Raw genomic sequence first — 21,932 nt, 5'->3', positions numbered from 1 at the left:
CGGCCGCTACCGCCGAATGGCCCCACCGGTGTGCCGGGCACCCTTCAGGGGCATGTCCGGCACACCGGTACGACTTGCCCTAAGGACCCTGGTGACCTGCGCCGTCGACCACGGCGGACCACTCGTCGAGCAGCGCCTGCGCCGACGCGTCGTCCGGGCCTTCCGCCCACAGATGGGTGATGGCCTCGGCGGGGTCGGGCAGCACCATCACCCAGCGGCCGTCGGCCTCCACGACCCGTACACCGTCGGTCGTGTCGACCTGCCGGTCCCCGGCCGCCTCCACGACACTGCGCATGACGAGACCCTTGACGGCCCAGGGCGTGGCCAGATCGCGCCGCAGCACATGGGCACGGGGGATACGGGCGTCGATCTGACTGAGCGTGAGCTGCGTACGCGCCACCAGACCGATCAGCCGCACAAAGGCCGCCGTACCGTCCAGGACACTGCTGAACTCCGGGACGATGAAGGCTCCGCGCCCGTCACCGCCGAAGATCGTGGACTCCTCACGGCCCACCCGGGTCAGGTCGTCCGGTGAGGTCGTCGTCCATGCCACCTGTGTGCCGTGGTACGCGGCGACCTGCTCGGCGATCCTCGTGGTCGTCACCGGCAGCGCCACCCGGCCACTGCGCCGCTCGGCGGCCACCAGGTCGAGGAGCACCAGCAGGGCACGGTCGTCCTCGATGATCCGGCCACGCTCGTCGACCAGCGACAGCCGCTCGCCAACAGGGTCGAAGCGCACCCCGAACGCGGCGCGCGCCGAAGCGACGATCTCGCCGAGCCTGACCAGTCCGGAACGGCGCGACTCGACCGTCTCCGTCGGCCGGGACTCGTCCAGACCGGGGTTGATGGTCAGCGCGTCCACCCCGAGCCGGCCCAGCAGGCTGGGCAGTACGAGCCCCGCGCTGCCGTTGGACGCGTCGACGACGACCTTGAGCGCCGCCTCCGAGATCCCCGACGTATCAACATTGCGCAGCAACGAGCCGGTGTACGAGTCGAAGACACTGGAGGGGAAGTGCAGGTCCCCGATCTCGCCGGGGAAGGCGCGCCGGTACTCCTGGCGCGCGTATACGCGGTCGAGTTTGCGCTGGCCCGCCTGGGAGAGATCCGCACCGCGCTCGTCGAAGAACATGATGTCCACGGAGTCCGGCACGCCCGGCGAGGTACGGATCATGATCCCGCCGGCGCTGCCCCGGCCGGTCTGCTGCCGGGCGACCGGCAGCGGTACGTTCTCCAAGTCCCGTACGTCGATGGCGCTGGACTGGAGCGAGGAGATCACGGCCCGCTTGAGTGCGCGGGCACCACGGGAGTGGTCACGCGCCGTGGTGACGGTGGAGCCCTTCTTCAGGGTGGTGGCGTACGCGCCGGCCAGCCGCACCACCACTTCCGGCGTGATCTCGACGTTCAGGATGCCCGAGACACCACGGGCGCCGAAGAGATGCGCCTGTCCCCGGGACTCCCAGATGACCGATGTATTGACGAACGCGCCGGCCTCGATGGTCTTGAACGGGTAGACCCGCACATTGCCCTGGATGATCGATTCCTCGCCGACGAGGCACTCGTCGCCGATGACCGCGCCGTCCTCGATCCGGGCGGCCCGCATGATGTCGGTGTTCCTGCCGATCACGCAGCCGCGCAGATTGCTGTGCTGCCCGATATAAACGTTGTCGTGGACGACGGCTCTGTGGAGGAACGCACCGGTCTTGACGACGACGTTGGATCCGACGACGGTGTGCTCGCGGATTTCCGCGTCGGCTTCGACCTTGGCGTAGTCCCCGATGTACAGCGGCCCGCGCAGGACCGCGTCGGGATGGACCTCGGCGCCCTCGGCGACCCAGACGCCCGGCGAGATCTCGAACCCGTCGATGTCCACATCGACCTTGCCTTCCAGGACATCGGCCTGGGCCTTCACATAGCTCTCGTGTGTGCCGACGTCCTCCCAGTAGCCCTCGGCGATATAGCCGTAGACCGGCTTGCCTTCCTTCATGAGCTGAGGAAAGACATCGCCGGACCAGTCCACCGAGACATCCGCCTCGACATAGTCGAAGACCTCGGGCTCCATCACATAGATGCCCGTGTTGACGGTGTCCGAGAAGACCTGGCCCCAGGTGGGCTTCTCCAGGAAACGCTCGACCTTGCCTTCCTCGTCCACGATGGTGATGCCGAATTCCAGCGGATTCGGAACCCGGGTCAGGCACACCGTCACCAGTGCGCCCTTCTCCTTGTGGAAGGCGATGAGGTCGGTCAGATCGAAGTCGGTGAGCGCGTCGCCGGAAATGACGAGGAAGGCATCGTCCTTCAGCGCCTCCTCCGCATTCTTCACGCTCCCCGCGGTGCCGAGCGGCTTCTCCTCGTTGGCGTAGGTGAGCTCCATACCGAGCTCTTCACCGTCGCCGAAATAGTTCTTGACGAGGGAGGCAAGGAATTGCACGGTTACGACGGTCTCGCTGAGCCCATGGCGCTTGAGCAGCCGCAGCACATGCTCCATGATCGGCCGGTTCACCACCGGCAGGAGCGGCTTGGGCATGCTCGAGGTCATGGGGCGAAGCCGAGTGCCTTCGCCACCAGCCATCACGACGGCCTTCATGTCGGAAGCGTCCTCCTTGAAGAGACGGTCTCGCCGACTTCACCCGTCTGGACAGCGGCCCCTAAGGCGTCAGGCGTGCGCCGGCGACACTGCACGGCGCACTCGACGAGCTAATCGGCCGCGGTGTCCGCCTTCACAAGCCGGCGGACCTGGACCACATACAGGATCCCTGCCCACCAGTAGAGAGTTGTACCCCATCCGGCGAACGCCCATCCGAAAACTTCGGCGAGTGACGCAAGCCAACCGCTTCCGTCACTCAGGAGCAGGAGCGGGAAGGCGTACATCAAGTTGAAGGTAGCCGCCTTCCCCAGGAAGTTCACCTGGGGTGGCGGATAGCCGTGCCTGCGAAGGATTCCCACCATCACCAGAAGCATCAGCTCGCGGGCCAATAGGGCGGCGGTGAGCCACAGCGGCAGGATCTCGCGCCAGGTGAGTCCGACGAGAGTGGAAAGGATGTAGAGCCGGTCCGCGGCGGGGTCCAGCAGTCGGCCGAGGCTGCTGATCTGGTTCCAGCGGCGGGCGAGCTTGCCGTCGAGATAGTCGCTGACACCGCTCAGCATCAGGACCAGCAATGCCCAGCCGTCGCTGTTCGGTCCGCCGAACTCGGGACGAAGGATCAGCCACAGGAAGAGGGGGACGCCGACGAGCCGGGCCATGCTGAGGATGTTGGGGACGGTGAGCACCCGGTCCGTCTGAACGCGAGTCTCCTGGACCTCCACCCGGGGGCCTCCTGTGTGGAACGTGCCAACGATGCGTCCTGACCTTACCCTCAGCGTCTGCAGTGGAGTGCAAGGGGGTGAGCAAACAGAAATGCCCTGTACCAGACCTCTGGTACAGGGCATTCTTATAAAGTTTGTTCGGCGGCGTCCTACTCTCCCACAGGGTCCCCCCTGCAGTACCATCGGCGCTGTAAGGCTTAGCTTCCGGGTTCGGAATGTAACCGGGCGTTTCCCTCACGCTATAACCACCGAAACACTGCGAAACACACAAGCCCGCCGGAAGAAGTCACGGCTGTTCGTGGTCTCAGAACTAACACAGTGGACGCGAGCAACTGAGGACAAGCCCTCGGCCTATTAGTACCGGTCAACTCCACCAGTCACCTGGCTTCCATATCCGGCCTATCAACCCAGTCGTCTACTGGGAGCCTTACCCCCTCAGTGGGGGTGGGAGTCCTCATCTCGAAGCAGGCTTCCCGCTTAGATGCTTTCAGCGGTTATCCCTCCCGAACGTAGCCAACCAGCCATGCCCTTGGCAGAACAACTGGCACACCAGAGGTTCGTCCGTCCCGGTCCTCTCGTACTAGGGACAGCCCTTCTCAAGACTCCTACGCGCACAGCGGATAGGGACCGAACTGTCTCACGACGTTCTAAACCCAGCTCGCGTACCGCTTTAATGGGCGAACAGCCCAACCCTTGGGACCGACTCCAGCCCCAGGATGCGACGAGCCGACATCGAGGTGCCAAACCATCCCGTCGATATGGACTCTTGGGGAAGATCAGCCTGTTATCCCCGGGGTACCTTTTATCCGTTGAGCGACGGCGCTTCCACAAGCCACCGCCGGATCACTAGTCCCGACTTTCGTCCCTGCTCGACCCGTCGGTCTCACAGTCAAGCTCCCTTGTGCACTTACACTCAACACCTGATTACCAACCAGGCTGAGGGAACCTTTGGGCGCCTCCGTTACCCTTTAGGAGGCAACCGCCCCAGTTAAACTACCCATCAGACACTGTCCCTGATCCGGATCACGGACCCAGGTTAGACATCCAGCACGACCAGAGTGGTATTTCAACAACGACTCCACAACCACTGGCGTGGCCGCTTCACAGTCTCCCACCTATCCTACACAAGCCGAACCGAACACCAATATCAAACTATAGTAAAGGTCCCGGGGTCTTTCCGTCCTGCTGCGCGAAACGAGCATCTTTACTCGTAATGCAATTTCACCGGGCCTATGGTTGAGACAGTCGAGAAGTCGTTACGCCATTCGTGCAGGTCGGAACTTACCCGACAAGGAATTTCGCTACCTTAGGATGGTTATAGTTACCACCGCCGTTTACTGGCGCTTAAGTTCTCAGCCTCGCCCCACCGAAATGGAGCTAACCGGTCCCCTTAACGTTCCAGCACCGGGCAGGCGTCAGTCCGTATACATCGCCTTACGGCTTCGCACGGACCTGTGTTTTTAGTAAACAGTCGCTTCTCGCTGGTCTCTGCGGCCACCCCAAGCTACCGGCAGCAAGTGCCTTGACCTGGTGTGGCCCCCCTTCTCCCGAAGTTACGGGGGCATTTTGCCGAGTTCCTTAACCATAGTTCACCCGAACGCCTCGGTATTCTCTACCAGACCACCTGAGTCGGTTTAGGGTACGGGCCGCCATGAAACTCGCTAGAGGCTTTTCTCGACAGCATAGGATCATCCACTTCACCACAATCGGCTCGGCATCAGGTCTCAGACTTATGTTGCACGGATTTACCTGCACAACGCCCTACACCCTTACCCCGGGACAACCACCGCCCGGGCTGGACTACCTTCCTGCGTCACCCCATCACTTACCTACTACCACCTTGGATCGACGGCTCCACCACTCCCCTTTGCCCGAAGGCTCCAGGGCGGCTTCACGGCCTTAGCATCAATGGATTCGATACTGGGCGTTTCAAAGCGGGTACCGGAATATCAACCGGTTGTCCATCGACTACGCCTGTCGGCCTCGCCTTAGGTCCCGACTTACCCTGGGCAGATCAGCTTGACCCAGGAACCCTTAGTCAATCGGCGCACACGTTTCCCACGTGTGAATCGCTACTCATGCCTGCATTCTCACTCGTGAACCATCCACCACTCGCTTACGCGGCGGCTTCACCCGGCACACGACGCTCCCCTACCCATCACAGCGGGCGTTGGCCCTCATGCTGCAATGACACGACTTCGGCGGTATGCTTGAGCCCCGCTACATTGTCGGCGCGGAATCACTTGACCAGTGAGCTATTACGCACTCTTTCAAGGATGGCTGCTTCTAAGCCAACCTCCTGGTTGTCTCTGCGACTCCACATCCTTTCCCACTTAGCATACGCTTAGGGGCCTTAGTCGATGCTCTGGGCTGTTTCCCTCTCGACCATGGAGCTTATCCCCCACAGTCTCACTGCCGCGCTCTCACTTACCGGCATTCGGAGTTTGGCTAAGGTCAGTAACCCGGTAGGGCCCATCGCCTATCCAGTGCTCTACCTCCGGCAAGAAACACACGACGCTGCACCTAAATGCATTTCGGGGAGAACCAGCTATCACGGAGTTTGATTGGCCTTTCACCCCTAACCACAGGTCATCCCCCAGGTTTTCAACCCTGGTGGGTTCGGTCCTCCACGACCTCTTACAGCCGCTTCAACCTGCCCATGGCTAGATCACTCCGCTTCGGGTCTTGAGCGCGCTACTAAAACGCCCTATTCGGACTCGCTTTCGCTACGGCTCCCCCCACACGGGTTAACCTCGCAACACACCGCAAACTCGCAGGCTCATTCTTCAAAAGGCACGCAGTCACGAGAACAAGGCAAGCCTTGCTCCGACGCTCCCACGGCTTGTAGGCACACGGTTTCAGGTACTATTTCACTCCGCTCCCGCGGTACTTTTCACCATTCCCTCACGGTACTATCCGCTATCGGTCACCAGGGAATATTTAGGCTTAGCGGGTGGTCCCGCCAGATTCACACGGGATTTCTCGGGCCCCGTGCTACTTGGGAAATCTCCAAACGAGCCGTACAAATTTCAGCTACGGGGGTCTTACCCTCTACGCCGGGCCTTTCGCATGCCCTTCGCCTACCCATACGGTTTCTCACTCGCCGACCGGCCGGCAGACCGATCCAGAAAACTCCCACAACCCCGCATGCGCAACCCCTGCCGGGTATCACACACATACGGTTTGGCCTCATCCGGTTTCGCTCGCCACTACTCCCGGAATCACTGTTGTTTTCTCTTCCTGAGGGTACTGAGATGTTTCACTTCCCCTCGTTCCCTCCACACTGCCTATGTGTTCAGCAGCAGGTGACAGCCCATGACGACTGCCGGGTTTCCCCATTCGGACACCCCCGGATCACAGCTCGGTTGACAGCTCCCCGGGGCCTATCGCGGCCTCCCACGTCCTTCATCGGTTCCTGGTACCAAGGCATCCACCGTGCGCCCTTAAAAACTTGGCCACAGATGCTCGCGTCCACTGTGCAGTTCTCAAACAACGACCAGCCACCCACCACCCCGCCATACAGCGAGTTCACTGGGACCGGCACTGAAGAAACAGGCAACACACTCGCCCGTGCCCTCAGACACCCAACAGCGCGCCCGACCCGACCAGCACCACAGACCCACGTTCCACGCCGAAGCAGTACTAGTGAACCCATCATGCCGATCGTGCCGAATAGTCAACGTTCCACCCATGAGCTGACCACCGCCGGACACTTGCCGGCGTAGTGGCTCTGGACCCCGTTGGGGGTCTAGATGCTCCTTAGAAAGGAGGTGATCCAGCCGCACCTTCCGGTACGGCTACCTTGTTACGACTTCGTCCCAATCGCCAGTCCCACCTTCGACAGCTCCCTCCCACAAGGGGTTGGGCCACCGGCTTCGGGTGTTACCGACTTTCGTGACGTGACGGGCGGTGTGTACAAGGCCCGGGAACGTATTCACCGCAGCACTGCTGATCTGCGATTACTAGCAACTCCGACTTCATGGGGTCGAGTTGCAGACCCCAATCCGAACTGAGACCGGCTTTTTGAGATTCGCTCCGCCTCACGGCATCGCAGCTCATTGTACCGGCCATTGTAGCACGTGTGCAGCCCAAGACATAAGGGGCATGATGACTTGACGTCGTCCCCACCTTCCTCCGAGTTGACCCCGGCAGTCTCCTGTGAGTCCCCATCACCCCGAAAGGCATGCTGGCAACACAGAACAAGGGTTGCGCTCGTTGCGGGACTTAACCCAACATCTCACGACACGAGCTGACGACAGCCATGCACCACCTGTACACCGACCACAAGGGGGCTGACATCTCTGCCAGTTACCGGTGTATGTCAAGCCTTGGTAAGGTTCTTCGCGTTGCGTCGAATTAAGCCACATGCTCCGCTGCTTGTGCGGGCCCCCGTCAATTCCTTTGAGTTTTAGCCTTGCGGCCGTACTCCCCAGGCGGGGAACTTAATGCGTTAGCTGCGGCACCGACGACGTGGAATGTCGCCAACACCTAGTTCCCAACGTTTACGGCGTGGACTACCAGGGTATCTAATCCTGTTCGCTCCCCACGCTTTCGCTCCTCAGCGTCAGTAATGGCCCAGAGATCCGCCTTCGCCACCGGTGTTCCTCCTGATATCTGCGCATTTCACCGCTACACCAGGAATTCCGATCTCCCCTACCACACTCCAGCCTGCCCGTATCGAATGCAGACCCGGGGTTGAGCCCCGGGCTTTCACATCCGACGCGACAAGCCGCCTACGAGCTCTTTACGCCCAATAATTCCGGACAACGCTTGCGCCCTACGTATTACCGCGGCTGCTGGCACGTAGTTAGCCGGCGCTTCTTCTGCAGGTACCGTCACTCACGCTTCTTCCCTGCTGAAAGAGGTTTACAACCCGAAGGCCGTCATCCCTCACGCGGCGTCGCTGCATCAGGCTTCCGCCCATTGTGCAATATTCCCCACTGCTGCCTCCCGTAGGAGTCTGGGCCGTGTCTCAGTCCCAGTGTGGCCGGTCGCCCTCTCAGGCCGGCTACCCGTCGTCGCCTTGGTAGGCCATCACCCCACCAACAAGCTGATAGGCCGCGGGCTCATCCTCCACCGCCGGAGCTTTCAACCCTCCCCCATGCAGAGAAGAGTGTTATCCGGTATTAGACCCCGTTTCCAGGGCTTGTCCCAGAGTGAAGGGCAGATTGCCCACGTGTTACTCACCCGTTCGCCACTAATCCACCCCGAAAGGCTTCATCGTTCGACTTGCATGTGTTAAGCACGCCGCCAGCGTTCGTCCTGAGCCAGGATCAAACTCTCCGTGAATGTGCACCGGATATCCGGTATCACACACGAGAGCGGAACCACCGGCCGGAATAGGACCAGTGGTTCACAGCGTCCTCGCTGTGTTTTCTTCAAAGGAACCTCAACCTGCCGGAACAGAAAACCGTTCCCGCTGGTCGGGGTATCAACATATCTGGCGTTGACTTTTGGCACGCTGTTGAGTTCTCAAGGAACGGAGGCTTCCTTTGTACTCACCCTTCCGGGCTTTCCTCCGGGCTTTTCCCTTCGGTCTTGCGTCTCCGACTCTACCAGTCCTTTTCCCTCTCCCCGACCACCGATTCGCAGGCATGCGAATCCACATCCGGGTTGGGATCAAGAATTGATAGATACCGCCGACCCCCGACTCAAAGTCGCGCTGGGGCCAGGCAGGGGTTCGACCCTACATGCCGTCGACCGGCACAGGCAAATCGTTTCCGGCCTGCCGCACGGTCCGCCAACCGGCTGGTCTCCCTCGGAACCGGCACTTCCTATGACTTACCCTTCTGAACAGCACGTTGTCCCCTCACGGACGGTGACAGCGGACCCAACCCCCCGCCCCTGGGAGGCACCCCATGACCCTCGTGACCGCCCCGCTGGCAGGCCGAGTCATCGGACTCGCCGCCGTGCCCGACCCCGTCTTCGCCGCCGCGATGGTCGGCCCCGGTATCGCCATCGATCCAGTGCGGGAGCCCAGCGAGGCGGTGTCTCCGGTTGACGGTGTTGTCGTCTCCCTGCATCCGCACGCCTTTGTCGTTGTGGACGCCGAGGGCCATGGCGTACTGACGCATCTGGGGATCGACACCGTGCAGCTCAATGGCGAGGGGTTCGAGCTGCTCGTCGAGAAGGGGGACACGGTCGCGCGTGGTCAGGGGGTCGTGCGCTGGAATCCGGCAGCCGTCGAGGATGCGGCCAAGTCACCGATCTGCCCCGTTGTCGCGCTCGAAGCCACGGCCGAAGCCCTCTCCGACGTCCGCGAGGACGGCGAGGTGAAGAACGGCGACACACTGTTCGGATGGCAGTGACACCGATGCCGTATGTCAGGGACGAGCGCGGGGCGCTGGTCGTACTTCCCTCGCGGCGGCCTGCTCGCCGCATAACCGGAGACGGATGAGATGAAGACAACGCTGCGAGGCGTCGGGGTCAGTCACGGGGTGGCGATCGGCGAGGTCAGGCATATGGGGACCGCGATGCTTGAGCCGCCGGCCAAGCAGATTCCGGCGGAGGACGCGGAGCGGGAGCAGGCGCGGGCCCGCCAGGCCGTCGAGGCGGTGGCGGCGGATCTCATCGCTCGCGGCAATCTGGCCGGCGGCGAGGCCCAGGGCGTCCTTGAGGCACAGGCGATGATGGCTCAGGACCCCGAGCTGATGGCCGATGTGGACCGGCGGATCGCGGTGGGGAGTACGGCCGAGCGCGGTGTGTACGACGCGTTCGCCTCGTACCGCGCGCTGCTCGCCAACGCCGGTGAGTATCTGGCCGGTCGGGTCGCGGACCTGGATGACGTGCGGAATCGTATCGTCGCCCGGCTGCTCGGCGTTCCGATGCCGGGGGTGCCGGACAGCGACCAGCCGTACGTACTGATCGCCCGCGATCTGGCGCCCGCGGACACGGCGTTGCTCGATCCGGCTCTGGTGCTGGGATTTGTGACCGAGGAGGGCGGGCCGACGAGCCACAGCGCGATTCTGGCGCGGGCGCTCGGGGTGCCCGCGGTGGTGGCGCTGCCGGGTGCGCAGGAGCTGGCCGAGGGCACGGTGATCGCGGTCGACGGCAGTACCGGTGACATCTTCGTCGAGCCGGGCGCGGAGAAGCGGGCGGAGCTGGAACGGGCCGCTGCCGCGCGGAAGGCCGCGCTGTCCGCTGCCACCGGGCCGGGTGCGACATCGGACGGGCACCAGGTGCCGTTGCTGGCGAACATCGGTGGTCCCGCGGATGTGCCGGCCGCTGTCGAGGCGGGTGCCGAGGGCGTCGGGCTGTTCCGTACGGAGTTTCTGTTCCTGGACGACAGCGGGCGGGCGCCGTCCGAGGAGAAGCAGGTCGAGGCGTACCGGACGGTGCTGGCGGCCTTCCCGGAGGGTCGGGTCGTCGTACGGGTGCTGGACGCGGGCGCGGACAAGCCCCTCGCCTTCCTCACCCCCGCCGACGAGCCGAATCCTGCCCTGGGGGTGCGTGGTCTGCGGAGTCTGCTGGAGCATCCCGATGTGCTGCGGACCCAGTTGACCGCGCTGGCGAAGGCCGCCGAGGGGCTTCCGGTGCATCTGGAGGTCATGGCGCCGATGGTGGCGGACCGTACGGACGCGAAGGCGTTCGCGGACGCCTGCCGTGAGGCGGGGCTGAGCGCGAAGTTCGGTGCCATGGTGGAGATTCCGTCGGCTGCGCTGCGGGCTCGTTCGATTCTTCAGGAGGTCGAGTTCCTTTCGCTGGGGACCAATGACCTGGCGCAGTACGCCTTCGCCGCGGATCGGCAGGTGGGTGCGGTGTCGCGGTTGCAGGATCCGTGGCAGCCCGCGCTGCTCGATCTGGTGGCGATGTCGGCCGAGAGTGCCAGGGCCGAGGGCAAGAGCTGCGGGGTGTGTGGTGAGGCGGCCTCCGATCCGCTCCTCGCCTGTGTGCTGACCGGGCTGGGTGTGACCTCCTTGTCGATGGGCGCGGCGTCGATTCCGTATGTACGGTCGGCGCTCGCGCAGCACACGCTCGCGCAGTGCGAGCGTGCCGCTGCCGCCGCGCGCGCCGCGGACACCGCTGACGAGGCCAGGAAGGCCGCGCAGGCGGTGTTGTCCGGCGAGTGATCCGTGCTCGCCGATGATCCCGAATGACCGGCTTCCGGCCGGGAATTGAGACGGGAACTGAGAGCTGGGGCTTCTCGCCGGGGCGTGGCGAGAAGCCCCTTCCCGCGTTCGGTGGCGGGTAGTTCAGTCGTGGGTAGTTCGGTGACGGGTAGTTCAGTGGTGGGTGCCGGTGTCGTCGAGATGGAGGTCGAATCCCGCGCGGTATTCGACGTCCGGCTCCGGCGGGAGTGGCTCTCCGGTGTCGGCGTCGGTGCAGTAGGCGTTGAAGACCTCGGCCTCGGTGAGCGGTACGAGAGTGTCGCGGTGGAGGCGCCAGCCGTGCAGACGGTCGGGGCTGTCGGGTCGTGTCGTACGGAGGACCACGCCCCCGGGGCTCTCCAGGGCGATGCCCAGGGCCAGCAGGCTGACGAATTCGGCGCCTTCGGAGGAGTCGAGCAGCGCGGGTGCTCCTTCGGGACGGTCCGCGTGGAGGACGGCGAGGAGCTGTTCGCCGGCGGCGGGGACGCTGCAGACCAGGTGGTGCGTGCCGGGTCCGGCTCCTTCGAGAAGCCGTACGAGGGTGTGGGAGGCCCGGTCGAAGGCGGCACGTCCGATGTCCTGGCCGCAGTCCGCGCACTCTCCGAGATCGGCCAGGACGGTCGTCGCGTACTCCCAGGTCGCTTTGCGGGCGGCGGTGCCGATGAGCAGCGGGACGAGCCGGTCGAGCGGTTGGCCCGTATAGGCGACGGCGGCGCCGGTGGCGGGGATTCCGGCGATGAAGCGGCTGCGGCTGACCGGCGAGTCCGGGTCGAGCCCGGTCTCGGCGCAGTACTCCGCGTACTCCTCGGGGTCGAGGAGTCCGACGGTGGTGTGGACGCCCTGGGAGGCCAGGGAGGTGAGCAGGCCGTCGATCTGCCGCAGATAGCCGGCGTGGTCGTCGAAGGGGAAGCTGCTGTACCGCCGCATCGTGGTGAAGTCCTGTTCGTCGGCGAGCAGGCCGACCGTGCTGGGGACTTCGCGGCGCAGTCTGCGCCGCATCGTCCTGGCCGTCGGCTGGGGCGCGGGGTGGCCGGGCCCGGAATTCCTCGGGCCGCCGGTCCGCCGCCGCTGTCCGGTCTGCCGGTGCTGCTCGGTGTGCGTCATGTCTCCCCCTGGGTACTGTCCTGAATACTGTCGGTCACTACTCACTCACCGTAACCGAGGGGTCTGACAATGGGCTTCCGACTGTGGCGGTCACTGACGGGACCGGTCAGTGGCAGGTCCGGTCAGTGACGGGTGCGGTCAGTGACGGGTGCGGTCAGTGACGGGTGCGGGCGAGTTCCTCGTAGAACCGCAGCAGGTCCAGGTTGTCGACGGAGCCCGGGTTGACGGCCTTGGAGAGGGCCGTGCCCTGGAGGAGGCGCTTGACGGGGACTTCGATGCGCTTGCCGGTCAGCGTGTGCGGGATGCCGGGCACTTCGATGATCTCGTCGGGGACATGGCGCGGTGAGAGCTGCTCCCTGATCGTCGCCTTGACGCGTGCGCGCAGGGCGTCGTCGAGGACCGCGCCCGGCGCGAGATGGACGAAGAGCGGCATCCAGTAGCCGCCGTCCGGCTCCTCCAGGCCGATGACCAGGGACTCACGGATCTCGGGGAGGCGTTCGACGGCTTCGTAGATGTCGGCGGAGCCCATCCGGACGCCCTGCCGGTTCAGGGTGGAGTCGGAGCGGCCATGGATGATCACCGAGCCGCGGTCGGTGACGGTGATCCAGTCGCCGTGGCGCCAGACACCGGGGTACATCTCGAAGTAGCTGTCCCGGTAGCGGCTGCCGTCGGGGTCGTTCCAGAAGCGGACCGGCATGGACGGCAGGGGTGCGGCGACAACCAGTTCGCCGACCTCTCCGATGACGGGCTTGCCCTGGGGGTCCCAGGCCTGGAGGTCGGTGCCGAGGCCGGCCGCCTGAAGTTCGCCGATGTGGACGGGGAGGGTGGGGACGGCCCCGGCGAAGCAACTGCACACGTCGGTGCCGCCACTGACGGAGGCGATCCACAGGTCCTCGGCCACCGCGTCATGGAGCCAGCGGAAGCCGTCGGGGGGCAGCGGTGAGCCGGTGGTGGCGACGCAGGTCACCCGGGAGAGGTCGTGGTCGCGGCCGGGGTGGACGTCCTCCTTGCGGCACGCCATCACATACGCGGCGGAGGTGCCGAAGACGGTGGTGCCGGTCCGCTCGGCCACGCCCCACTGGGCGTCGACGGACGGGTACCCGGGGCTCCCGTCGTACAGCACGATCGTGGTGCCGGTGAGCAGGCCGGAGACAAGGAAGTTCCACATCATCCAGCCGGTGGAGGTGTACCAGAAGAAACGGTCCTCGGGGCCGAGGTCGAAGTGGAGGCCGAGCTGTTTGAAGTGCTCCAGGAGGATGCCGCCCTGGGACTGGACGATGGCCTTGGGCAGTCCGGTGGTGCCCGAGGAGTAGAGCACCCACAGCGGATGGTCGAAGGGGACCTGTTCGAAAACGCCCTCGGACGAGCTGATCGTTCCGGCGGTGAGGTCAGCCCATTCGAGAGCGCCCTCAGGGGCCGGGGTGCCCAGGAGCGGTACGTGGACGACGGCGCGCAGGGTGGGCAGTTCGCGGCGGAGTTCGGCGACGGTGCCCGTACGGTCGTGCTCCTTGCCGCCGTAGCGGTAGCCGTCGACGGTGAACAGCACAACGGGTTCGACCTGCTGGAAGCGGTCGAGGACGCTGCGGGCGCCGAAGTCGGGTGCGCAGGAGGTCCAGACCCCGCCGATGGCGGCGGTGGCGAGCAGGGCGATCGCGGCTTCGGGGATGTTGGGGAGATAGCCGCTGACGCGGTCGCCGGGCCGTACACCGAGGGCGCGCAGTTCGGTGGCGAGGGAGAGCACCTGACGGCGCAGCTCGGACCAGCTCACCGCGCGCAGCTCATGTGTCTCGTCCATATGGAGAATGGCCGGGTCATGTGCGTGGGCCAGGTCCTCGGCGGTGCGCAGGGCGTGTTCCGCGTAGTTGAGGGTGGCGCCGGGGAACCACTGGGCGCCGGGCATGGTGCGGTCACCGACGACCTGCCGGTACGGAGTGGAGAAGCGCACCCCGAACCATTCGGCGACGGCCTTCCAGAAGGTGTCGAGTTCGTCGACGGACCAGCGGTGCAGCGCCGCGTATCCGCCCTCGGCCGGTGCTCCGTACCGCTCGGCCGCCCAGGTCTGGAAGCGGGTGACGTGTGCCGCGGCGATACGATCGGGATCCGGCTGCCAGAGGGGTTCGGGGCTTGCTGCTGCGGTCATGGGGCGGCTCCCGGCGGGCTCGGCGCCGAGGTGTCCGGCGCTGTGTACTCGACGCTTCTGCTCGACGCTTCTGCTCGACGCTGGTGTGCGTCGGTCGCGCACGTGCGTGGGTGTGCGCGTGACGCGGCTGACAGGGACGATGCCATGGGATCGACCCTCGCACCAGGTGTCATCACCCATGGTCAGCCGTCGGGATATGTGCTCCCGCCACGGGTGAACGGGAGTTGAACGATGCACCTCGCCCCCGGGCCTGATGGCAGGCTGAGCAGCATGGACGGTCGTGAACTGGTGCGTTCGATGAGAGTTGTCGGTTCGGTGCAGGGGCTGCGCGCCATACGGTCGGCGTGGCGCCAACGGCGTACGGACGCCAGAGAGCTGGCACCGCGCGGCGTGGAGCGGGCCAGGGTGCCGGGGCCGGTGAGCGGAGCGGAGCCGTTGCCGGGCGGCGGCACCGTACGGTTCGCGCGCGCGGAGCTGCATGTGTGCGTCACGGTGGGCGGCGCGGTGTTCTGGGGGTGGGACGGGGCGGAGCCGCTGCCGTCGTACGCCCTGGCCGGCGCCCCGCCGGAGCCGGACACCCGGGCCGCTCTGGAGCCGGACACGGACGGCGGCTGGCGGGTGGTGTCGGAGCGGGTGACGGTGGCGGTCTCGCGCCACGGCGGGGTGGAGGTCCGTACGCCGGGCGGTGTGGTGCTGCGCCGTGAGCTGCCGCCGCGCTGGTGGGAGCCGGTGGCGGGCGGTCCGGCGCGCTGGGTGCAGCGGACCGAGGTGGCGGCGGACGCGCGGTTCTTCGGGCTCGGCGGCCGGGCTTCCGGGCCACGGCTGCGGGACGGTACGTACCGGCTGTGGAACACCGATCCCGGCGGCCGCTTCGGGCCCGAGGACGATCCGCTGTATGTGACGATGCCGGTCCAGCTCGTGGTGGCCGACGGCGGGACGCATCTCGCGTTCCACGACAACTCCTGGGACGGCCGGGTCACCCTCCGGGAGGGCGAGGAGGGCGAGGGTTCGGGGCACGACCGGCCCGGTACGAGCGAGCTGCGGATGGACGGCGGGCCGCTGCGCTGCTGGGTGGTGATCGGTACGCCCGCGCGCGTCCTGCACGCCTGGACGGCGCTGACCGGAGCGGCCACGCCGCCGCCGTCCTGGGCGCTCGGTCCGCAGCACGCGCGGTGGGGTTTCGGCAGCGAGCGGGAGGTGCGGCGGATCGTCGCCGGTTACCGGGAGCGCGAGCTGCCGCTGTCCGCGGTCCATCTCGACATCGATCACTACGACGCGCATCAGGTCTTCACCGTCGACCGCGAGCATTTCCCCGATCTGCCGGGGCTGGCGGAGGAACTGCGCGCGGACGGGGTGCGGCTGGTCTCGATCGTCGATCCCGCAGTGAAGGCCGAGCGCGGCAACGCGGTGTACGACAGCGGTTCCGCGGCCGGGGCGTTTGTCCAGGACGCGCGCGGGCGGGACATACAGGGCGTGGTCTGGCCGGGCGAGTGCGTCTATCCGGACTTCACGGATCCCGCGGTGCGCGACTGGTGGGGCGGGCTCTACGAGGAGCGGCTGGCGCAGGGCTTCGCCGGGGTGTGGCACGACATGAACGAGCCGGTGTCGTTCGCCCCGTTCGGTGACACGACGCTGCCGCGTTCGGCCAGGCACCGGCTTGAGGGCAGGGGCGGGGACCATCGTGAGGCCCACAATGTGTATGGGCTGACCATGGCGCGGGCCGGTTTCGAGGGGTTGCGGCGGCTGCGTCCCGACGAGCGTCCCTTCCTCTTCTCGCGCTCCGGCTGGGCGGGCATGCAGCGGTACGGCGGTACCTGGTCGGGCGATGTGGCGACGGGGTGGCCGGGGCTGCGCGCGTCGCTCTCGCTGGTGCTGGGGCTCGGGCTGTGCGGGGTGCCGTACTCGGGGCCCGATGTGGGCGGTTTCGACGGGAGCCCGTCTCCGGAGCTGTATCTGCGCTGGTTCCAGCTCGGGGCGTATCTGCCGCTGTTCCGTACGCACGCGGCGATCGACGCGGGGCGCAGGGAGCCGTGGGAGTTCGGCACCGAGGTGCTGGAGTACGCGCGGGCGGCGCTCGTCGAACGGGAGCGGCTGAGGCCGTACTTCGTGACGCTGGCCCAGCTCGCCCGGCTGACCGGCGCGCCGTACGCCCGGCCGCTGTGGTGGGGGGCGCCGGAGGACCGGGCGCTGCGCGACTGCGAGGACGCGTTTCTGCTCGGGGACTCGCTGCTGGTGGCGCCGGTCCTGGAGCGGGGTGCGCACCGGCGGACGGTGCGGCTGCCGCGCGGGAGCTGGTACGACACGGCCACGGAGCAGGTGTACGACGGTCCCGGTCAGGTGACGCTGGAGGCACCGCGGTCCCGTATCCCGGTACTGGCGCGGGCGGGTGCGGTGATCCCGGTACGGGGAGCGGACGGCGGGCCGGAGCTGGAGGCATGGGCTCCGGCGGTGGGGCGCGCGGGCGGCGGTCTGGTGGTGCGGGACCCGGGGGACGGCTGGGAGAAGGCGGAGGTGGAGCGGTACACCTCGCGCATGGTGGACGGCGAGGTGCGGGTGAAGCGGGTGACGGAGGAGGGCACGGCGGAACCGGAGTGGCCGGTACGGGTCCGGGGGCGGTAGCGCACAGCAAGGGTGCCGGGCAGGGGGCGGTGAGCGGGTCGGGGGTGCTGTCGGGGCCGGTCCTGGGGCTGCGGGCGGGGCTCCTGGTCGGCCCGCGCGTCAGGCCGTGTCGTACCGGCCCGCGAACCAGGACCGTACGGCCTCCGTGTGCAGCGGGAAGGCCAGCCGCGCTGGCGCGCGCAGGACGTGCCAGCCGGACGTCTCGTCCGTGGGCCGCGAGGGCGGCAGTTCGTCGGCCCGCCGCTCCGGGAGCAGGCCGAACAGAAGGAGATGGCCGGCGGGCGAGCTGAGGGCGTCGGCGAGTCGTACGTCCGCGCCGTCCGACTCGATTCCGGTCTCCTCGCGCAACTCCCGTACGACCGCGTGCCGCCAGTCCTCGCCGTAGTCGATAAATCCACCGGGCAGTGCGATCCCGCCGTACTCGGGCTCGATGGTGCGTGTGATGACGACCAGACCGCCGCCCCGGTCGTCGCTCACCGGCAGCAGCGCGATGGCGACGGGCAGTGGATTCCGGTAGGCGGTGGCGCCGCAGGCAGCGCAGGTACGCGGCCAGCCGGCCGCCGCCGGATACGGCGTACCGCAGCTTCCGCAATGGGAGTTGGCGACGGGCTTCTCACCGGGCAGCGGCATGTTCTGGGACTCGGACACGCGCGGACTGTATCCGATCGCCCTTCCCCGGAGCCCCGGAAGCTGATAGACGAAGGTGCTCATGACACGACTTCAGCCCGGACTCCGGTCCATGCTCCGCGGTCTGGCCGGCTCGGCCGCCGCCGTGCTGCTCGCCGCCACCGCGACCGTCAACGCACCCGCTGTCCATGCCTCGGCCCATGCCTCGTCGGAGCCGGTCGCGCCCAAGGAGTTCGTGGCTCTGCGGACGGTCGCGCCGACGATCATTCAGGAGATGCGGTATCTCACTCCCCACAACTTCCTGGGCGAGCCCGTGGACGGATACGAACAGCCGACGTGCATCGTCACCCGGTCCACCGCGCAGGCGCTGCGGCAGGCGCAGCACCGGCTGCTGCGGAAGGGCTATTCGCTGAAGGTGTACGACTGTTACCGGCCGCAGCGGGCCGTCGATCACTTCGTACGGTGGGCGAAGGATCTCCAGGACGAGCGGATGAAGGCGGAGTTCTATCCGCGGGTCGACAAGTCGCGCCTGTTCGCGGACGGTTACATCGCGGAGAAGTCCGGGCACAGCAGGGGCAGTACGGTGGACCTCACTCTGGTGAAGCTGCCCGCGCTGCCGACCCGGCCGTATGTCCCGGGCGAGGAACTGGCACCCTGCTACGGTCCCGAGGCCGAGCGATTCCCGGACAATTCGGTGGACATGGGTACCGGCTTCGACTGTTTCGACACGCTGTCCCACACGGATGATCCGCGTGTCCAGGACGGGCAGCGGGCCAACCGGCAGTTACTGAAGACGACGCTGACCGAGGCCGGGTTCACCAATCTGCCCGAGGAATGGTGGCACTTCACCCACAAGCCCGAGACATTCCCGGACACGTACTTCGACTTCCCGGTGGCGTGGCGTTCGGTCGTACGGAACTGACGGTACCCGTTTCCCGTTCTCGCGCGGGCGGTTACGGTGCCCTCATGGCGGAGCGAGAGTTTGATTCGTACGAGGAATTCTGGCCCTACTACGTTGCCATGCACTCCAAGGCGGCGACCCGCTGGGTCCATCTCACCGGCACGCTCACCGGGCTCGCGATCACCGCGTACGGTCTGGCGCGCGGGCGGAAGCGGTATGCGGCGGCCCTGCCGCTGATCGGGTACGGGACGGCCTGGCCGGCGCATTTCCTCATCGAGAAGAACAATCCGGCGAGCTTCGGGCATCCGGCCTGGTCCCTGCGCGGGGATGTGCAGATGATCCGGATGATGCTGGCGGGGCGCGACCGCGAGCTGGCGGAGATCGCGGAGAAGTGGCTCGCCGAGCACACCGAGCACACCGAGCACTCCTGAACCGACGGTTCCCCCAACTGACTCCGGCCCCCGGAGCCTTACGTTCCGTTCGCTTCTGTCAAGACCGTCCCTGAACAGCGCTTGCTGTCAATGACCTTGACGCTCCCTCACCGGCCGGTGAACACTTCCTGATCACCGTCAGCGTCGCAAGTCCGGCGCGCTCAGCACGCTCATCAGGAGATCCGGGGCCGGCAAGGCTCCGGGCCAGGTCTAGGAGCCGCATTGAGCAATGGGGACATATTCGTCGGTGAATTCATCGGAACGGCCATACTCATCCTCTTCGGCGCGGGAGTCTGCGCCGCGGTCACACTCCGCCACTCCAAAGCCAAGGACGCCGGCTGGGTGGTGATCGCCTTCGGCTGGGGCTTCGGCGTACTGGCGGGCGCGTACACCTCGGCGCCGCTGTCGGGCGGGCATCTCAACCCGGCGGTGACCGTGGGGATCGCGGTCGACACGGGCGAGTGGGACAAGGTCCCTCTCTACATCCTGGGACAGATGACCGGCGCGGTCTTCGGCGCGGTGCTGTGCTGGCTGGCGTACTACGCGCAGTTCCGGGCCAACTCGGACGCGGGGCAGGCACAGCCGACGCTCGGTATCTTCTCGACGGCGCCGGAGATCCGCAGCCCGGTCGCCAACGTTGTCACCGAAACGATCGCGACGACCGCGCTGGTCCTGCCGATCCTGGCCTTCGGGAAGAACGCGGGCATCGGCATCGGCGAACTCCCCGGCCCCGGCAACGCGGGAGTGTACGGCTCCGGGATCTCCATCCTGCTGGTCTCGCTGCTCGTCGTGGGCATCGGTCTCTCGCTCGGCGGACCCACCGGCTACGCCATCAACCCGGCCCGCGACCTGGGGCCGCGGATCGCGCACGCGCTGCTGCCGATCCCCAACAAGGGCGGTTCCGACTGGGGTTACTCGTGGGTTCCGGTGGCCGGGCCGCTCATCGGCGGGGTCCTCGCCGGAGTCGTCTTCAACGCGGCGTTCTGAAGCCAGCCTCTTCCCCCGGACCCCGCTCACCGAACCCCGCTCGCCGACTTACCGACTTGCCGACTTGCCGACTTGCCGATCAGCAAAGGGACACCATGACGGAGAAGTTCGTCGCCGCCATCGATCAGGGCACCACATCGAGCCGCTGCATCATCTTCAGCCACGACGGCGCGATCGTCGCCGTCGACCAGCGCGAGCACCGCCAGATCTTCCCCAAACCCGGCTGGGTGGAGCACGACGCCACCGAGATCTGGTCGAAGGTGCAGGCTGTCGTGGCCGGGGCCCTCACCAGGGCCGGGCTGCGCGCCGACCAGCTCAGCGCGCTGGGGATCACCAACCAGCGGGAGACGACCGTCCTGTGGGACCGGGCGACCGGCAGGCCGGTGCACAACGCGATCGTCTGGCAGGACACCCGTACCGCCGCGCTCTGCCGTGAACTCGGCGGCGAGGACGGCCAGGACCGGTTCCGGAACGCCACCGGACTGCCCCTGGCGAGCTACTTCTCCGGGCCCAAGGCGGCCTGGCTGCTCGATCATGTACCAGGACTGCGGGCACGGGCCGAGCGCGGCGAGATCGCCTTCGGAACGCTCGACTCCTGGCTGATCTGGAATCTGACCGGCGGTACGGACGGCGGGGTGCATGTCACCGATGTGACCAACGCCTCCCGGACCATGCTGATGAATCTGGAGACCCTCCAGTGGGATCCGGCGATCCTCGCGGCGATGAACATCCCCGAGGCCGTGCTGCCGGAGATCAGGTCCTCGGCCGAGGTGTACGGGACGGCCGTCGGCCCGCTCGCCGGGGTGCCGGTGGCGTCCGCGCTCGGTGACCAGCAGGCGGCGGTCTTCGGCCAGGCCTGCTACGACACGGGCACCGCCAAGAACACCTACGGCACGGGCAGCTTCCTGCTGCTCAACACCGGTGAGCGGCCGGTGGCGTCGAAGAACGGCCTCATCACGACCCTCGGCTACAAAATCGGCTCGGAGGCGCCCGTCTACTGTCTGGAAGGGTCGATCGCGATCACGGGGGCGCTGGTGCAGTGGTTCCGTGACCAGCTCGGCCTCATCCGGAGCGCCGGGGAGATCGAGGAGCTGGCCGCGAGTGTCGACGACAACGGCGGGGCTTATGTCGTACCGGCCTTCTCCGGGCTGTTCGCACCGTACTGGCGCTCCGACGCGCGCGGGGTGATCACCGGGCTGACGGGTTATGTGACCAAGGCGCATCTCGCGCGTGCGGTGCTGGAGGCGACGAGCTGGCAGACGCGTGAGGTGGTCGACGCGATGTACCAGGACTCGGGGGTACGGATCACCACGCTCAAGGTCGACGGCGGGATGACCGCCAACAATCTGCTGATGCAGCACCAGGCCGATGTGCTGGGCGTGCCGGTGATCAGACCGCGGGTCTCGGAGACGACCTGTCTGGGTGCGGCGTACGCGGCAGGGCTCGCGACCGGGGTCTGGTCGGATCTGGACGAGCTGAAGGCGCACTGGAAGCGCGACGCGGAGTGGTCGCCGACGATGGCGGCGGAGGCGCGCGAGCGCGAGTACGCCAACTGGCGCAAGGCGGTGGAGCGCAGCCTCGGCTGGCAGGACGAGGAGGCGGGGGCCGCGGAGTAGCGAGGCCCCCGTGGAACGGTACGGCCCGTGCTCCGGCCGGTGGCGGGGGTACGGGCCGTGCTCCGCCCCGGTGGCGCGGGTACGGCCCTCGTTCCCCGACGGCGTCCGGCGTCGTTC

12 protein-coding genes and 3 rRNA genes are annotated in these 21,932 nt (G+C 66.6%); 7 read left to right on the top strand and 8 right to left on the bottom strand.

All coding sequences use genetic code 11. From position 1 onward, the window contains the following. Positions 1 to 79: 79 nt before the first annotated feature. From KQY30_RS30640 to KQY30_RS30620, 5 genes are all read right to left on the bottom strand, one after another. Complete coding sequence (locus KQY30_RS30640; protein ID WP_217309784.1) at positions 80 to 2,584, bottom strand: mannose-1-phosphate guanyltransferase; 2,505 nt, start codon at positions 2,582 to 2,584, stop codon at positions 80 to 82. Positions 2,585 to 2,694: 110 nt separating this feature from the next. After that, entirely contained in the window at positions 2,695 to 3,303 is a 609-nt protein-coding gene (locus tag KQY30_RS30635; RefSeq protein ID WP_046507525.1) for a CDP-alcohol phosphatidyltransferase family protein, read from the bottom strand. 136 nt (positions 3,304 to 3,439) lie between these two features. Next, positions 3,440 to 3,556 (bottom strand): 5S ribosomal RNA (rrf, locus tag KQY30_RS30630). A gap of 81 nt (positions 3,557 to 3,637) precedes the next feature. Next, positions 3,638 to 6,760: ribosomal RNA gene (locus KQY30_RS30625) — 23S ribosomal RNA — on the bottom strand. Between the two features lie 306 nt (positions 6,761 to 7,066). Then, positions 7,067 to 8,592: ribosomal RNA gene (locus KQY30_RS30620) — 16S ribosomal RNA — on the bottom strand. The 16S, 23S and 5S rRNA genes sit together here, the layout of an rRNA operon. 569 nt (positions 8,593 to 9,161) lie before the next feature. Between KQY30_RS30620 and KQY30_RS30615 the strand changes: the two genes are divergently transcribed. Both KQY30_RS30615 and ptsP read left to right on the top strand, forming a co-directional pair. Continuing rightward, positions 9,162 to 9,611 (top strand): PTS glucose transporter subunit IIA, encoded by a 450-nt coding sequence (locus tag KQY30_RS30615; RefSeq protein WP_217309782.1) that lies wholly within the window; start codon positions 9,162 to 9,164, stop codon positions 9,609 to 9,611. Positions 9,612 to 9,701: 90 nt separating this feature from the next. Then, positions 9,702 to 11,372, top strand: coding sequence for a phosphoenolpyruvate--protein phosphotransferase (gene ptsP, locus KQY30_RS30610; protein WP_217309780.1), 1,671 nt, complete (start codon positions 9,702 to 9,704; stop codon positions 11,370 to 11,372). Between the two features lie 153 nt (positions 11,373 to 11,525). On the opposite strand, the gene KQY30_RS30605 is transcribed toward ptsP, so the two are convergent. After that, complete coding sequence (locus KQY30_RS30605; protein ID WP_217311412.1) at positions 11,526 to 12,389, bottom strand: hypothetical protein; 864 nt, start codon at positions 12,387 to 12,389, stop codon at positions 11,526 to 11,528. 259 nt (positions 12,390 to 12,648) lie between these two features. Continuing rightward, positions 12,649 to 14,634 (bottom strand): acetoacetate--CoA ligase, encoded by a 1,986-nt coding sequence (locus KQY30_RS30600; protein WP_217309778.1) that lies wholly within the window; start codon positions 14,632 to 14,634, stop codon positions 12,649 to 12,651. A 270-nt stretch (positions 14,635 to 14,904) separates the two neighbouring features. Here KQY30_RS30600 and KQY30_RS30595 point away from each other — a divergent pair, with 270 nt between their 5' ends. After that, a complete protein-coding gene (locus KQY30_RS30595; protein WP_217309776.1) occupies positions 14,905 to 17,253 on the top strand; it encodes a TIM-barrel domain-containing protein in 2,349 nt (782 codons plus the stop codon). A gap of 99 nt (positions 17,254 to 17,352) precedes the next feature. Here the strand turns inward: KQY30_RS30595 and KQY30_RS30590 are convergent, their stop codons facing one another. Beyond that, positions 17,353 to 17,883, bottom strand: coding sequence for an NUDIX domain-containing protein (locus KQY30_RS30590; protein ID WP_217311411.1), 531 nt, complete (start codon positions 17,881 to 17,883; stop codon positions 17,353 to 17,355). 79 nt (positions 17,884 to 17,962) lie between these two features. Here KQY30_RS30590 and KQY30_RS30585 point away from each other — a divergent pair, with 79 nt between their 5' ends. The 4 genes from KQY30_RS30585 (at position 17,963) to glpK (ending at position 21,815) form a co-directional block, all read left to right on the top strand. After that, a complete protein-coding gene (locus KQY30_RS30585) occupies positions 17,963 to 18,802 on the top strand; it encodes a M15 family metallopeptidase (protein WP_217309774.1) in 840 nt (279 codons plus the stop codon). Between the two features lie 44 nt (positions 18,803 to 18,846). After that, positions 18,847 to 19,212: a DUF962 domain-containing protein gene (locus tag KQY30_RS30580; protein ID WP_217309773.1), complete on the top strand. Its 366-nt coding sequence runs from the start codon at positions 18,847 to 18,849 to the stop codon at positions 19,210 to 19,212. Between the two features lie 222 nt (positions 19,213 to 19,434). After that, positions 19,435 to 20,199, top strand: a complete 765-nt coding sequence (locus tag KQY30_RS30575) for an MIP/aquaporin family protein (RefSeq protein ID WP_217309771.1) — start codon at positions 19,435 to 19,437, stop codon at positions 20,197 to 20,199. A 95-nt stretch (positions 20,200 to 20,294) separates the two neighbouring features. After that, positions 20,295 to 21,815, top strand: a complete 1,521-nt coding sequence (glpK, locus tag KQY30_RS30570) for a glycerol kinase GlpK (RefSeq protein ID WP_217309769.1) — start codon at positions 20,295 to 20,297, stop codon at positions 21,813 to 21,815. The last annotated feature ends 117 nt before the right edge of the window (positions 21,816 to 21,932 follow it).

Origin of the sequence: Streptomyces sp. GMY02 (assembly GCF_019056675.1) — a bacterium.
GTDB classification, from domain to species: Bacteria; Actinomycetota; Actinomycetes; order Streptomycetales; family Streptomycetaceae; genus Streptomyces; species Streptomyces odonnellii.
This window is presented reverse-complemented; position numbering and strand designations above follow the sequence as displayed.

Bases quoted from the DNA above. Each gene is read 5' to 3' on its own strand.
- KQY30_RS30640 (WP_217309784.1), bottom strand. From the start codon at position 2,584: ATGAAGGCCGTCGTGATGGCTGGTGGCGAAGGCACTCGGCTTCGCCCC.
- KQY30_RS30615 (WP_217309782.1), top strand. From the start codon at position 9,162: ATGACCCTCGTGACCGCCCCGCTGGCAGGCCGAGTCATCGGACTCGCC.
- ptsP (WP_217309780.1), top strand. From the start codon at position 9,702: ATGAAGACAACGCTGCGAGGCGTCGGGGTCAGTCACGGGGTGGCGATC.
- KQY30_RS30605 (WP_217311412.1), bottom strand. From the start codon at position 12,389: ATGCGGCGCAGACTGCGCCGCGAAGTCCCCAGCACGGTCGGCCTGCTC.
- KQY30_RS30600 (WP_217309778.1), bottom strand. From the start codon at position 14,634: ATGACCGCAGCAGCAAGCCCCGAACCCCTCTGGCAGCCGGATCCCGAT.
- KQY30_RS30595 (WP_217309776.1), top strand. From the start codon at position 14,905: ATGGACGGTCGTGAACTGGTGCGTTCGATGAGAGTTGTCGGTTCGGTG.
- KQY30_RS30590 (WP_217311411.1), bottom strand. From the start codon at position 17,883: ATGCCGCTGCCCGGTGAGAAGCCCGTCGCCAACTCCCATTGCGGAAGC.
- KQY30_RS30585 (WP_217309774.1), top strand. From the start codon at position 17,963: ATGACACGACTTCAGCCCGGACTCCGGTCCATGCTCCGCGGTCTGGCC.
- KQY30_RS30580 (WP_217309773.1), top strand. From the start codon at position 18,847: ATGGCGGAGCGAGAGTTTGATTCGTACGAGGAATTCTGGCCCTACTAC.
- glpK (WP_217309769.1), top strand. From the start codon at position 20,295: ATGACGGAGAAGTTCGTCGCCGCCATCGATCAGGGCACCACATCGAGC.